Genomic DNA, 14088 nt, shown 5'->3' with positions numbered 1-14088 from the left:
TACACCGGGCACGACCGGTTCGCCACGCGCGCACCCTGGCACGGCACGGGCGTGCGCGCCTTTCATCCGTCAACTTCTTCCCGTGCATCCAATTCCGATATGAACAAACGAATGTCCGCGGCAGGCTGGATCCTGCTCGCGATGGCGGCCGGCATCCTGATCGGCTACATGATCTACACGCAGCTGCCGGACAAACAGTCGGCGGCGGAAATCGCCGGCTACATCTCGCTGGTGTCCGACGTGTTCCTGCGGCTGATCAAGATGGTGATCGGCCCGCTCGTGTTCTCGACGCTGGTCGTCGGCATCGCGCACATGGGCGACGCGTCGTCGGTGGGCCGCGTGTTCGTGAAGGCGCTCGGCTGGTTCATCACCGCGTCGCTGATCTCGCTGCTGCTCGGCCTGCTGATGGCGAACCTGCTGCGTCCGGGCGAGAACCTCGGGCTGCCGCTGCCGGATATCGGCGCGTCCGCGCATCTGGCGACGTCCAAGTTCACGCTGAAGGATTTCGTCGGCCACATGGTGCCGAAATCGATCGCCGAGGCGATGGCGAACAACGAGATCCTGCAGATCGTCGTGTTCTCGATGTTCTTCGGCGTGGCGCTCGCGTCGCTCGGCGAACGCGGCAAGATCCTCGTCGCGGCGATCGACCAGCTCGCGCACGTGATGCTGAAGATCACCGGCTACGTGATGAAGCTCGCGCCGCTCGCGGTGCTGGCGGCGATGGCGTCGACCGTCGCGATCAACGGCCTGTCGATCCTGCTGAAGTTCGCGGTGTTCATGGGCGACTTCTACCTGAGCCTGTTCCTGCTGTGGGGCACGCTCGTCGCGGCCGGTCTGCTGTTCCTCGGCCGCCGCGTGTTCAGGCTGCTGGTGCTGATCAAGGAAGCGTTCATGCTGTCGTTCGCGACCGCGAGCTCGGAAGCCGCGTATCCGAAGATCCTCGATGCGCTCGACCGTTTCGGCGTGCGCCGCAAGATCTCGAGCTTCGTGATGCCGATGGGCTATTCGTTCAATCTCGACGGCTCGATGATGTACTGCACGTTCGCGTCGCTGTTCATCGCGCAGGCGTACGGCATTCACCTGTCGCTCGGCACGCAGGTCACGATGCTGCTGATCCTGATGCTGACGTCGAAAGGCATGGCCGGCGTGCCGCGCGCGTCGCTCGTCGTGATCGCCGCGACGCTGCACCAGTTCAACATCCCGGAAGCCGGGCTGCTGCTGATTCTCGGCGTCGATACGTTCCTCGACATGGGCCGTTCGGCCACGAACGCGGTGGGCAACTCGATCGCCAGCGCGGTGGTCGCGAAATGGGAAGGCGAGCTGATGCCGGAAGCAGAAGCCGAAGCGAATGCGGCACGGCTGGATGCGGAAGCCGAAGCACGCATGAACGAGGCGGTTCGCGATACGGATCGCGTCACCTCCGGCTGAAGCGGAGCTCCGGGTCGACTCCCGGGCTGTCAGGCCGCCTCGGCGGGGCGGGCCGCGTCGATGCACGCGGCCAGCACCATCGCGGCGGCGTTGCCCGGCGTCGAGCCGAGCAATTGCGGCGCATAGACGCTGTCGCCGATCTCGATCGGCTGCCCCGACAGCGCGCACACGCCGCGCTTGCGCGTGGTGAACAGCCGCCACTTCTGATAACCGTAGTGCCCGGTGCAGGCGTCGCGCCATGAAATCATCACGGTGTCGGCCGTGGGCCGCTCGAGCACGCTGATGGACGGCTTGCTCGTCATGTCCCACGACGGCAGCCGGTCGCGCGTGACGCTGCGCCGCCGCGGCGCGCCCCACGAGACGGACGGCATGTCGAAGCTGCTGATCGCGGCAACGGTCATGAGCCAGGGCGCTAAACGGTTGTTCATGTCGGTTTTCCTCGAAACGTTATGCGACACCGCCACGTGCGGTATCACGACAGGCGGATGCGCGGCTGCACGCAGCCGTTGATCCGTTCGGCGATCCACAGCAGGGTCGCCTTGGAGAAGCCGTGCAGCGCCTGCTGGTGCCGCCGGTAGAGCATCAGGTGGCTGAACTGCGCGAAACGCCCCTGGATGAAGCCGCCGCGAAAGAACCCGAACTGCCCGAGCGTGCCGAACGCGTCGTAGTCGCTGATCGACACGAGCGCGCCGAAATCGTGGAACGCGAACGGCGGAATCGGCTGGCCGTCGAGCCACGCGGGCAGGTGCTTCGCGAGATGCTCGGCCTGCTGCGTCGCGACTTGCGCGGTGGGCGGCAGCGGCCGTTCCTGGCCGTCGGGCAGCAGGCTCGCGCAGTCGCCGATCGCGAACACGTGCTCGTCGCCGGTGGCCTGCAGCGTCGGCCCGACGACGATCTGGTTCGCGCGATTCGTGTCGAGTCCGTCGAGCGCCTGCATGAAATCGGGCGCCTTCACGCCGGCTGCCCACACCATCAGGTCCGCTTCCGCGAACGAACCATCGCCGTAGTGAAAGCCGTTTGCGTCGGCCGACGTGACGCGGGTGGACGTCAGCACATGAAAGCCGATCTGTTCGAGCCGCCGCTGCGCCGACGCGGAAATCCGCGGCGGAAACGCGGCGAGGATGCGCGGGCCGCTCTCGAGCAGCGTGAGCTGCAGCCGCTCGCGCACCGTCGCGTCGCCGTATGCCTGCGCCACTTCCAGCAAGCGGCTCAGCTCCGCCGCGAGTTCCACGCCGGTCGCGCCCGCGCCGACGATCGCGACGCGGAACGGCTCGTCGCGCGCGATGCTGCGAAATACGCGCATCCGCAACGCTTCGTTGAAGGTCTCGGCCTGCTTCTGGCTGTCGATGAAGTAGCAGTGCTCGCGCACGCCCGGCACGCCGAAATCGTTGGCCTGGCTGCCGAGCGCGAAGATCAGCACGTCGTATTCGAGTTCGCGCGCGTCGAGCACGAGTTCGCCGTCCTGCGAGCGGATCTCGCCGAGCTGCACGCGGTGGCGCGCGCGATCGAGCCCCGTCAGTTCGCCGGGCTGGTACGTGTAACCGTGATCACGTGCATGGGCGAGGAAGATCACCTGCTGCTGCTGCACGTCGCGCGTCCCGGCCGCGATCGTGTGCAGCATCGGCTTCCAGATGTGGGTCGGGCTGCGGTCGACGACGGTCACCTGGGCGCGCCCGGACCGGCCGAGGCGCTCGCCCAGGCGGGTGGCGAGCTGCAGGCCGGCGATCCCGCCACCGACGATGACGATGCGTGTAGGGGTTGTCATGGATAAATCATCACATGATGAATAAGGTATGATCCTAGCGCTTCCCGGCTTCGCGTGTCAACGGAGCGGGGCAGGTCACCCGGTGTTCGGCGTCGCTCGAGCGGGGCCGGAACAGGGGTATTCGAGTCATTCAAGGAGAGCAGGAAGACGTGGCTGAAGTCACTGAGCGCGCGCCGGCCAAGCGGCGTATGCGAGGGCGGCCGCTGGCCGGGGCGTCCGTGGGGCCGGACGTGATATTGCGGGCCGCGCGCCGCACGTTCGCGAAGCGCGGCTACGACGCCACGAGCGTGCGCGAAGTCGCGCGCGAGCTGGGCGTCGACGCGGCGCTGATCGCGCACCATTTCGGGACGAAGGAAACGTTGTGGCTGGCGGTCGTCGAGCAGATCGCCGAGCTGGCCGAGCCGATGTTCGACGCAATGCGCGCGCTGCGCACGTCGTCGCTGCCACATCGCGAGCGTGTGCGGCGCGCGATCGAGCTGTGCGTCGAGCACGAGTTCGACGAGCCTGACCTGGGCATGTTTTTCTCGACGGCGGCGACCGAGGAGGGCGGGCGGCTCGACCGGTTGCAGGAGCGGCTCGTGCGCCCGTATTACGACGTGATGTTCCCGCTGCTGTCGGAGGCGGTTGAGGCCGGCGTGATTCGCCCGGTCGAGCCGACGGTGCTGTTCTTCATGATCGCGAGCGCGATCGGCACCACTGTGTCATACAGTCACATGATGCTGGAGTACACGTCGCTGCCCACGCGGCAGGACGCGTTCCGGCAGGCCGTGGTGGACATTGCGTTCAACGTCGTCGGCGGCTGAGCGCCGCGCGTGACGCGCGCGGTCACGTCGCCAGCGCCAGCCCCAGTTCGCGCACCGCGCTTCGCGCGGTCTCGCGCAACGCATCGACGAGTGGCGAGGGCGTCCGGTACGCGATCGCCAGCTCGTACGCGAGCGGGCTGCCTGCATCCTTCAGTTCGCGGAACGTAATGCCTTGCGGCTGCATCGGCACGAACAGGCGTGGCATCAGCGCGCCCCGTCCGGCCCGCCGGTCATTCGATATCCACGGGCGGCTTGTCGCCGAGCCAGCGGCGCGCGCCGGGCCCGTTGCGGCCCGCGCGGTCCTCCGGGTTCGTCAGCTTGCAACGCTTCAGCGACAGGCAGCCGCAGCCGATGCATTCGTCGAGGTTGATGTACAGGCGCTGCAACTCCTCGATCCGGCTCGCGACGCGCTGCTTCCAGCCGCGCGACAGCCGCTGCCAGTCCTTGTTGCTCGGCGCGGTGTCCTCGGGGAGGCTGACGAGTTGCTCGGCGATCTCGTCGAGCGAATAGCCGATCTTCTGCGCGAACACGATGAACGCGATCAGCCGCAGCACCGCGCGCGAGTAGTGGCGATGGCTCGAGCCATTGCGGTGCGACTTGATGAGCCCGCGCGTCTCGTAGAACCGCAGTGTCGATGCCGGCACGCCGCTGCGCGCGGCCACTTCGCGGATCGACATCAGCGGCCATTGCGGTGTTTCCTGGATACCCATGTCGCCCCTCCGGGAAAGCTTGACTTGAAGTTAACTTCAACTTTTATGCTACGCGGCAGTTTAACCCGTCGCGAGGCATCATGCTCTCCTTTTCCCTACGCAGGACGTCGCCTTTGGGCGCGGCCTGCGCACTGCTGCTGGCGTTGTCGGGCTGTCACGACGGCAAAGGCGCATCGTCGGCTCAATCCCTTCCCGAAGTCGGCGTCGCCACCATCGCGCCCCGCACGATCCGCCTCGCGGACGAATTCAACGGACGCGTCGAAGCGGTCGACGCGGTCGAACTGCGGCCGCGCGTGAGCGGCTACCTGCAGCGCGTCGCCTACAAGGAGGGCGACCTGGTCGCGCAGGGCGCGCTGCTGTTCGAGATCGACCCGCGCCCGTACCGGATCGCGCTCGATCGCGCCAATGCGCAGCTGCAGCGGGCGCGTGCGGCCGCGAGCCTCGCGAACGTGCAGCTCAAGCGCGTGCAGACGCTGATCGATGCGCATGCGACGTCGCAGGAAGAACTCGACAACGCGCGCGCCACCGCCGAGCAGGCGCGTGCGGACCTGCAGGCGGCCGACGCGGCCGTCGCCGATGCGAAGCTCAATCTCGGCTTCACCGAAGTGCGCGCGCCGATCGCGGGCCGCGTCGGCCGCGCGGTCGCCACCGTCGGCAACCTGGCGCGCGCGGACGACACGCTGCTGACGACCGTCGTGTCGCAGAACCCCGTCTACGTGTATTTCGATTGCGACGAACAGAGCTACCTGCGCTACAACGCGCGGCGCGCCGATCCGAAACATCGCGCGATCGGTGCCGATCCGGTGCGCGTGGGCCTCGCGAACGAGACGGGCTTCCCGCATGCGGGCACCGTCGATTTCCTCGACAACCGGCTCGATCCGCAAACCGGCACGATCCGCGCGCGCGTGCGGCTGCCGAATGCGGACCATACGTTTACGCCGGGCCTGTATGCGCGCGTGCAGCTCGTCAGCGGCCGCGACCAGGATGCGCTGCTCGTCGACGACAAGGCCGTGCTCACCGACCAGGACCGCAAGTACGTGTACGTGATCGGGCCCGGCGACAAGGCGCTGCGCCGCGACGTGACGATCGGCCGCGGGGTCGAGGGCGAGCGGATCATCGAGAAGGGGATCCAGGCGGGCGACCGCGTGGTCGTCGACGGCATGCAGCGGATCTACTATCCGGGCGCGCAGGTGAAGCCGAAGACGCTGCCCGCACGCGCCGACGCCGGTGCCGGCAATGGCGCGGGCAACGGCACGCAGGCCGTCGCCGATGCCGGCGCGCCGGCCGCGCAGTGACGGGAGACAGCCAATGGATTTCTCCCGATTCTTCATCGACCGGCCGATCTTCGCGGTCGTGCTGTCGATCGTCATCTTCGCGATCGGCCTGATCTCGATCCCGATGCTGCCCGCCGGCGAATACCCGGAAGTCGTGCCGCCGAGCGTCGTCGTGCGAGCGACGTATCCGGGCGCGAACCCGAAGGAAATCGCCGAATCGGTCGCCGAACCGCTGGAGGAGGCGATCAACGGCGTCGAAGGCATCATGTACATGAAGTCGGTCGCCGGTTCCGACGGCAGCCTGCAGGTGGTCGTCACGTTCCTGCAGGGCGTCGATCCCGACACGGCCGCCGTGCGCGTGCAGAACCGCGTGAGCCAGGCGCTGTCGCGCCTGCCCGACGAGGTGCGCCAGTACGGCGTGACCACGCAGAAGCAGTCGCCCACGCCGCTGATGTACGTGAGCCTCTATTCGCCGGACAACAGCCGCGATTCGCTGTACCTGCGCAACTACCTGACGCTGCACGTGAAGGACGAGCTGTCGCGGCTCACCGGGATCGGCGACGTCGGCGTGTATGGGGCCGGCGACTACGCGATGCGGCTCTGGCTCGACCCGAACCGGCTCGCGTCGCGCGGGCTGACCGCGAGCGACGTGATCGCCGCCGTGCGCGAGCAGAACGTGCAGGTGTCGGCCGGGCAGCTCGGCGCGGAGCCGTCGCCGAAGAAGAACGACTTCCTGCTGTCGATCAACGTGCGCGGCCGGCTGCGCACGGTGCAGGAGTTCGGCGACATCGTGCTGCGCACCGGCGACGACGGGCAGGTGGTGAAGCTGTCCGACGTCGCGCGCATCGAGCTCGGCGCGGGCGACTACACGCTGCGCTCGTATTTCAACGACAAGCCATCGGCGGTGGTCGGCATCTTCCTGTCGCCGGGCGCGAACGCGCTCGAGGTCGCGAAGGCCGTGTATGCGAAGTTCGACGAACTGTCGAAGCGCTTCCCGCCCGGCGTCGCGTACCGGCCCGTGTGGGATCCGACGGTGTTCGTGCGCGAATCGATCCGCGCGGTGCAGCACACGCTGATCGAGGCCGTCGTGCTGGTCGTGCTCGTGGTGATCCTGTTCCTGCAGACGTGGCGCGCGTCGATCATCCCGCTCGTCGCGGTGCCCGTGTCGGTGGTCGGCACGTTCGCGTGGCTCTATCTGCTCGGCTATTCGATCAACACGCTGACGCTATTCGGGCTCGTGCTCGCGATCGGGATCGTCGTCGACGATGCGATCGTGGTCGTCGAGAACGTCGAGCGCAACATCGCGCAGGGCCTGAGCCCGCGCGACGCCGCGCACCAGGCGATGCGCGAGGTGTCGGGGCCGATCGTCGCGATCGCGCTCGTGCTGTGCGCGGTGTTCGTGCCGATGGCGTTCATGTCCGGCGTCACGGGCCAGTTCTACCGGCAGTTCGCGGTGACGATCGCGATCTCGACGGTGATCTCCGCGATCAACTCGCTGACGCTGTCGCCCGCGCTCGCCGCGAAGCTGCTGCGTCCGCACGATGCGCCGAAGGATGCGCTCACGCGCGGGCTCGATCGCGCGTTCGGCTGGCTGTTCCATCCGTTCAACCGCTTCTTCGACCGCAGTTCCGATCGCTATCACGGCTTCGTCGGCCGCACGCTGAAGCGGCGCGGCGTGGTGTTCGCGGTCTATGCGGCGCTGCTCGCGGCCACCGCGCTGCTGCTCAACGCGGTGCCGGGCGGCTTCATCCCCGTGCAGGACAAGCTGTACCTGTTCGCGGGGGCGAAGCTGCCGGAAGGCGCGTCGCTCGCGCGCACCAGCGAGGTGACCGAGCAGATGACGAAAATCGCGCTCGGCACCGAGGGTGTCGAGATGGTGCCGGCGTTTGCGGGGCTGAACGCGCTGCAGGGTGTGAACACGCCGAACATCACGAACTCGTACGTGATCCTGAAGCCGTTCGACCAGCGCCACCGCAGCGCCGCGCAGATCAACGCGGACCTGAACGCGCGCTTCTCGGCCATCGGCGGCGGCATCACCTATGCGCTGATGCCGCCGCCGATCCAGGGCCTCGGCAATGGCTCGGGCTATTCGCTGTATCTGGAGGATCGCGGCGGCCTCGGCTACGGCGCCTTGCAGAATGCGCTCACCGCGTTCCAGGGCGCGGTCGCGAAGACGCCGGGGATGAGCTACCCGGTCAGCTCGTACCAGGCGAACATCCCGCAGCTCGAGGTGAAGGTCGACCGGTTGAAGGCGAAGGCGCAGGGCGTCGCGCTGACCGACCTGTTCAGCACGTTGCAGGTCTATCTCGGCTCGATGTACGTGAACGACTTCAACCTGTTCGGCCGCGTGTACCGCGTGATGGCGCAGGCCGATGCCGGCCACCGGCAGACGGCCGCCGACATCGCGAACCTGCGCACGCGCAACGCGAAGGGCGAGATGGTGCCGATCGGCTCGATGGTGACGGTGGCGCCGGCGTACGGGCCCGACCCGGTGGTGCGCTACAACGGCTATCCGGCCGCGAACCTGATCGGCGATGCCGATCCGAAGGTGATGTCGTCGTCGCAGGCGATCGAGAAGCTGCAGCAGATCGCGAAGGACGTGCTGCCGCCGGGCATCACGCTCGAATGGACCGATCTCAGCTACCAGCAGGTCACGCAGAGTAACGCGGCGATCGTCGTGTTCCCGCTCGCGGTGATGCTCGTGTTCCTGGTGCTCGCGTCGCTGTACGAGAGCTGGACGCTGCCGCTTGCGGTGATCCTGATCGTGCCCGTGTGCATCTGCGCCGCGCTGTTCGGCGTGTGGCTGTCGGGCGGCGACAACAACGTGTTCGTGCAGGTCGGTCTCGTCGTGCTGATGGGGCTGGCGTGCAAGAACGCGATCCTGATCGTCGAGTTCGCGCGCGAGCTCGAAATCCAGGGCAAGGGCGTGATCGACGCCGCGCTCGAAGCGTGCAAGCTGCGGCTGCGCCCGATCGTGATGACGTCGGTCGCGTTCATCGCGGGCTCGGTGCCGCTGCTGATCGGCGGCGGCGCGGGCAGCGAAGTGCGGGCGGCCACCGGCATCACCGTGTTCGCGGGGATGCTGGGCGTCACGCTGTTCGGGCTGTTCCTGACGCCCGTGTTCTATGTGGCGATCCGCAAGCTCGCGGGCGGCACGCCGGCCGTGTGGAGCGAACACCACGGCACCCTCGAAGGAGAAAACCGATGAGCGCCGCTTTCCGTCTTTCCGCGCTCGCGATGTCGGTGGCGCTCGCCGCGTGCGCGGTCGGCCCTGATTTCAAGCGGCCCGACACGGCCACGGCCGCGCGGTTCGCGCGCGATGCGCATCCGGCGGAGTCGGCTGGTACGACGCCGGAGACGCCGGATATGCCGCCCGACGCGTCGGCCGATGCCGATGCCGCGTTCTGGCGGGGCTTCGGCGATCCGGTGCTGACGCAGCTGATCGACACGGCGCTCGCGGCGAACCAGGATCTGCAGGTCGCCGTGTCGCGCTACGACGCATCGAATGCGCTGCTGTCGCAGGCGACGTTCGATCGCTACCCGACGATCACCGCGAGCGGGCAGATCGGCCATCGGCTGATGAGCAAGGACCAGGCGTTCGGCGCGCCGCGCAGCCAGCGCGATACGCCGACGTCCAGCGTCGGGATCAATGCCGCGTGGGAGCTCGACCTGTTCGGCCGCGTGCGTCGTTCGATCGAGTCGCAGCGTGCGGAAACGGCCGCCAGCGCGGCGGACGTGCGCGCGGTGCGCGTCGCGATCGCCGGCGAAGTGGCGAGCACGTACGTCGATCTGCGCGGCTCGCAGGAGCGGCTGCGGATCGCGCGCGAGAACGCCGACAACCAGAAGCAGACGCTCGCGCTGATCAATGCGCGTGTCGGCGCGGGGAGAGGCTCCGAACTCGATGCCGCGCGGGCGCGCGCGCAGTACGAATCGACGACGTCGCGGATCGCCGTGTACGAAGCGGCGATCGGCGTCGACGAGCACCGGCTCGCGGTGCTGACCGGGCAGACGCCGGACGCGCTGATCGGCCGCTTCGATCTCCCGAAGGTCGCCGCGTCGGCGGGCACGCCGGTGCCGCTGCCGGCGCTGGCCGCCGACATCGATCCCGGCACGCCGGGCGACCTGCTGCGGCGGCGGCCCGACGTCGCGGCGGCCGAAGCGCGGCTGCACGCGGCGACCGCACGCGTGGGCGTCGCGACGGCCGACCTGTTTCCGCGTTTCACGCTGTCGGGGCTGCTCGGCAGTGCGACGAGCAGCTACGGGTTCTTCCGCGCGGGCAGCGACACGAACCTGATCGCGCTCGGCATCGACTGGTCGTTCCTCGACGTCGGCCGCGTGCGGGCGCGGATCGCCGCGAGCGATGCGGAAGCGGCCGGCCAGCTCGCGCAGTACCGGCAGACCGTGCTCGGGGCGCTGGAGGAAACGGAGAACGCGCTGCTGCGCGCCGCCCGCACGCGTGACGAGACGGGCCATCTGGTGCAGGCCGCGACCGACAGCGCGCGTGCCGCGCAACTGGCGCAGGCGCGGTTTTCGGCGGGTGCGATCGACTATTACGAAGTGCTCGACGCGCAACGCACGCTGCTGCAGGCGCAGGATGCGGCGGCCGACGGGCAGATGCGCAGCGCGGCGTCGACGGTGGCGTTGTACAAGGCGCTGGCGGGCGGCTGGCCGTCGGGAACGGGGCAGGGCCCGCAGCAAGGCCCGCTCGCGCAGGCGGGGCAGCCGGCGCAGTAGCGCGGACGGGGCGGCGGCGCGGCAGGCCGGAGCAATCCCGCCTGCCGCACGCCGCTTGATTACACGCTGGCCGGATCGACCTTGTCGATGTCGATGCCGTAGCGCCGGATGGCTTCGCCGACGCGTGCACGCGGAATCGCGCCGTCGTCGGCGAGCGCCTTCAGCGCCGCGATCACGATGAAGTGCCGATCGACCTCGAAGAACGTGCGCAGCGCGTCGCGCGTATCCGAGCGGCCGAAACCGTCGGTTCCGAGCGACACGAAGCGCCGGCCGTCGACGAACCCGCGGATCTGGTCGCCGACGATCTTCATGTAGTCGGTCGCGACCACCACCGGCCCCGTGCGGCCGTCGAGACATTGCTGCACGTACGGCACGCGCGGCGCCTGCTCGGGATGCAGCAGGTTCCAGCGTTCCGCGGCAAGCCCGTCGCGGCGCAACTCGTTCAGGCTCGTCGCGCTCCACACGTCGCTCGATACGCCGAAGTCCTGCGCGAGCAGGTCGCTCGCGGCGATCACTTCGCGCAGGATCGCACCGCTGCCCATCAACTGCAGATGCGGCGCATCGGCCGTGTGTGACGTACCTTCGCGCAGCAGGTAAAGCCCCTTGAGAATGCCAGCCTCCGCGCCGTCCGGCAGCGCCGGATGCGGGTAGTTCTCGTTGAGCAGCGTGATGTAGTAGTAGACATCCTCCTGTTCCGCGAACATCCGCCGCAGCCCGTCGCGCACGATTACCGCGAGTTCGTACGCATAGGTCGGGTCATACGACACGCAGTTCGGAATCACCGACGACAACACGTGGCTGTGCCCGTCGTCGTGCTGCAACCCTTCGCCCATCAGCGTCGTGCGGCCCGACGTCGCGCCGAGCAGGAAGCCGCGCGTACGCGCGTCGCCGGCCGCCCACGCGAGATCGCCGACGCGTTGCAGCCCGAACATCGAATAGAAGATGTAGAACGGGATCGTCGGCAGGCCGTGGTTGCTGTATGCAGTGCCGGCCGCGATCCACGACGCGATCGCGCCCGATTCGTTGATGCCTTCCTGCAGGATCTGCCCGTCCTTCGCTTCCTTGTAGTAGCTGAGCTGGCCGGCGTCCTGCGGCGTATAGAGCTGGCCGAGATGCGAGTGGATGCCGATCTGGCGGAACAGGCCCTCCATCCCGAACGTGCGCGATTCGTCCGGCACGATCGGCACGACGAGCTTGCCGAGTGCCGGATCCTTCAGCAGCGTGCCGAGGATGCGCACGAATGCCATCGTCGTCGACAGCCCGCGCTCGCCGCTGTCCTTGAGCTGACCGTCGAACGCGGCGAGCGGCGGTACCGGCAGCGGCGCCACGGTGCTGAAGCGGGCCGGCACGTGGCCGCCGAGGGCGGCACGGCGTTCGGCGAAGTAGCGTGCCTCGGCGCTGCCCGGCTCCGGCTTCAGGTAGGGCAGTTCGTCGAGCTGCGCATCGCTGACCGGCAGCGCGAAGCGGTCGCGAAACGCGCGTACCGCATCCGCGCTCATCTTCTTCAACTGGTGGTTCACGTTCTGGCCTTCGCCGGCTTCGCCCATCCCGAAGCCCTTGACCGTCTTCGCGAGCACGACGGTCGGCCGTCCGTCCGCGCGCATCGCCTGCGCATAGGCCGCATGCACCTTTTCCGGATCGTGGCCGCCGCGTGCCAGTTTCCAGATGTCGTCGTCGGACAGGTCCGCGACGAGGTCGAGCAACTCGGGATACTTGCCGAAGAAATGCTCGCGCACGTACGCGCCGCTCTGCGACTTGAAGGTCTGATAGTCGCCGTCCACGCATTCCATCATGCGCTGGCGCAGCAGGCCCGTCGTGTCGCGTTCGAGCAGGCGATCCCAGCCGGCGCCCCAGATCACCTTGATGACGTTCCAGCCCGCGGCGCGGAACGTGCCTTCGAGTTCCTGGATGACCTTGCCGTTGCCGCGCACGGGGCCGTCGAGGCGCTGCAGGTTGCAGTTGACGACGAAGATCAGGTTGTCGAGCCGTTCGCGCCCGGCGAGCGAGATCGCGGCGAGCGATTCCGGTTGATCCATTTCGCCGTCGCCGAGGAACGCCCAGACCTTGCGGCCCTGATGCGCTTTCAGCCCGCGATATTCGAGGTAGCGCGTGAAGCGCGCCTGATACGCGGCCGTGAGCGGCCCGAGGCCCATCGACACGGTGGGGAATTGCCAGAAATCCGGCATCAGCCGCGGATGCGGATACGACGACAGCCCGTCGCGTCCCGCTTCCCGGCCGGTCTCGCGGCGGAAGTTGTCGAGTTGTGCGTCCGTGATGCGGCCTTCCAGGTACGCACGCCCATAGATGCCCGGCGCCGAATGGCCCTGGATGTAGACCATGTCGCCGTCGAACGTGTCGGTGCGGCCGCGGAAGAAGTGATCGAAGCCGACGTCGTACAGCACCGCGGCCGACTGGTAGGTCGCGATATGCCCGCCGACGTTCGAGTGCCGTCCGGCGCGCAACACCATCACCATCGCGTTCCAGCGGATCATCGCGCTCAGGCGCCGTTCGAGCGCAAGATCGCCCGGGTAGGGCGGCTGCCGTTCACGCGGCACCGTGTTCACGTACGCGGTCGTCACGCGGCCGTGCAGGTCGCCGTGGCGTGCCGCGTCGAGATCGGAAAGCTGGTCGAGCAGGTAGTGCGCGCGTGGGCGGCCTTCGAGCGCGATCACGGATTCGAGCGCATCGAGCCATTCGCGGGTTTCCTGCGGGTCGATGTCGGGTAGCGCGAGCGGTGCGGTCATGCAATGTCTCCAGAAGCATAAGGCTGCGCGGGGCGACGGTCGTGGCGCCGCGACGCGCGATGGAACGCCCGCCGATCGGCAGGCAGATGGTTGCAATTGCAATCGTATGAGGGCAATTGTTATCGAGGTAGAATTTAATTGCAACTGCAATTCAACGAGAGGAACGACCTGACATGAGCGCACCCGAACCCGATCTGTGGTTCTCGTTCGTCCGCGCGCACCGGACGATGATTCGCGAGATCGAGCGCCGCCTCGCGGCGGCCGGCCTGCCGGCCTATGCGTGGTACGACGCGCTGTGGGGGCTCGAAAGCGGGCCCGACGGCACGCGCCGCATGCACGAGCTGGCCGACGTGCTCGCGATCGAACGCTACAACCTCACGCGGCTCGTCGACCGGCTCGAACAGGAGGGGCTCGTCACGCGGGCCCGTTCGGCGGACGACGGCCGCGCCGCCTATGCGAGCATCACCGACAAGGGGCGGACGCTGCGCAAGAAGATGTGGAAGGTGTACCAGTCGACGGTGTCGGAGCTCTTCCTCGACCAGTTCGGCGGCAAGGAGCAGGCGGCGATGGCCGCCGCGCTCGACCGTGCGACCGCCGCGGCGCGCGACGCGGGCGCCGACGCGAAGTAGC

The 14088-nt window shown here is 68.1% G+C and carries 10 protein-coding genes and 1 pseudogene; 6 read left to right on the top strand and 5 right to left on the bottom strand.

Annotated elements, in window-relative coordinates; all coding sequences use genetic code 11:
• The first annotated feature begins 99 nt into the window (after nucleotides 1-99).
• Nucleotides 100-1428 carry a dicarboxylate/amino acid:cation symporter gene (locus tag CFB34_RS13405; RefSeq protein WP_089442072.1) on the top strand — a complete coding sequence of 443 codons (1329 nt, stop codon included), beginning with the start codon at nucleotides 100-102 and terminating at the stop codon, nucleotides 1426-1428.
• A gap of 29 nt (nucleotides 1429-1457) precedes the next feature.
• On the opposite strand, the gene CFB34_RS13400 is transcribed toward CFB34_RS13405, so the two are convergent.
• Nucleotides 1458-1856 (bottom strand): DUF3331 domain-containing protein, encoded by a 399-nt coding sequence (locus CFB34_RS13400; protein WP_089442073.1) that lies wholly within the window; start codon nucleotides 1854-1856, stop codon nucleotides 1458-1460.
• A gap of 44 nt (nucleotides 1857-1900) precedes the next feature.
• Complete coding sequence (locus CFB34_RS13395) at nucleotides 1901-3193, bottom strand: NAD(P)/FAD-dependent oxidoreductase (protein WP_089442074.1); 1293 nt, start codon at nucleotides 3191-3193, stop codon at nucleotides 1901-1903.
• A 149-nt stretch (nucleotides 3194-3342) separates the two neighbouring features.
• Between CFB34_RS13395 and CFB34_RS13390 the strand changes: the two genes are divergently transcribed.
• Nucleotides 3343-3996: a TetR/AcrR family transcriptional regulator gene (locus tag CFB34_RS13390; RefSeq protein ID WP_089442075.1), complete on the top strand. Its 654-nt coding sequence runs from the start codon at nucleotides 3343-3345 to the stop codon at nucleotides 3994-3996.
• 22 nt (nucleotides 3997-4018) lie between these two features.
• On the opposite strand, the pseudogene CFB34_RS13385 reads toward CFB34_RS13390, so the two are convergent.
• Both CFB34_RS13385 and soxR read right to left on the bottom strand, forming a co-directional pair.
• Nucleotides 4019-4207 (bottom strand): annotated as a pseudogene (locus CFB34_RS13385) (LysR family transcriptional regulator); the annotation flags it as partial.
• 19 nt (nucleotides 4208-4226) lie between these two features.
• The gene (gene soxR, locus CFB34_RS13380; RefSeq protein WP_089442076.1) at nucleotides 4227-4706 is read right to left on the bottom strand and encodes a redox-sensitive transcriptional activator SoxR; all 480 of its coding nucleotides are present in this window, start codon (nucleotides 4704-4706) and stop codon (nucleotides 4227-4229) included.
• Between the two features lie 80 nt (nucleotides 4707-4786).
• On the opposite strand from soxR, the gene CFB34_RS13375 reads away from it, so the two are divergent.
• Genes CFB34_RS13375 through CFB34_RS13365 form a run of 3 tightly spaced genes read left to right on the top strand, consistent with a single transcriptional unit; the run spans nucleotide 4787 to nucleotide 10714 of the window.
• Complete coding sequence (locus tag CFB34_RS13375; protein WP_089442077.1) at nucleotides 4787-6001, top strand: efflux RND transporter periplasmic adaptor subunit; 1215 nt, start codon at nucleotides 4787-4789, stop codon at nucleotides 5999-6001.
• 13 nt (nucleotides 6002-6014) lie between these two features.
• Nucleotides 6015-9188, top strand: a complete 3174-nt coding sequence (locus CFB34_RS13370; protein ID WP_089442078.1) for a multidrug efflux RND transporter permease subunit — start codon at nucleotides 6015-6017, stop codon at nucleotides 9186-9188.
• Nucleotides 9185-10714, top strand: coding sequence for an efflux transporter outer membrane subunit (locus CFB34_RS13365; protein WP_089442079.1), 1530 nt, complete (start codon nucleotides 9185-9187; stop codon nucleotides 10712-10714). Before CFB34_RS13370 ends, CFB34_RS13365 begins: the two co-directional genes overlap by 4 nt.
• A gap of 59 nt (nucleotides 10715-10773) precedes the next feature.
• On the opposite strand, the gene aceE is transcribed toward CFB34_RS13365, so the two are convergent.
• Nucleotides 10774-13458: a pyruvate dehydrogenase (acetyl-transferring), homodimeric type gene (gene aceE, locus CFB34_RS13360; protein WP_089442080.1), complete on the bottom strand. Its 2685-nt coding sequence runs from the start codon at nucleotides 13456-13458 to the stop codon at nucleotides 10774-10776.
• A 173-nt stretch (nucleotides 13459-13631) separates the two neighbouring features.
• On the opposite strand from aceE, the gene CFB34_RS13355 reads away from it, so the two are divergent.
• Nucleotides 13632-14087 carry a MarR family transcriptional regulator gene (locus CFB34_RS13355; RefSeq protein ID WP_089432930.1) on the top strand — a complete coding sequence of 152 codons (456 nt, stop codon included), beginning with the start codon at nucleotides 13632-13634 and terminating at the stop codon, nucleotides 14085-14087.
• Nucleotide 14088 lies beyond the last annotated feature (1 nt).

Origin of the sequence: Burkholderia sp. HI4860 (assembly GCF_002223045.2) — a bacterium.
Taxonomy (GTDB): domain Bacteria; phylum Pseudomonadota; class Gammaproteobacteria; order Burkholderiales; family Burkholderiaceae; genus Burkholderia.
This window is presented reverse-complemented; position numbering and strand designations above follow the sequence as displayed.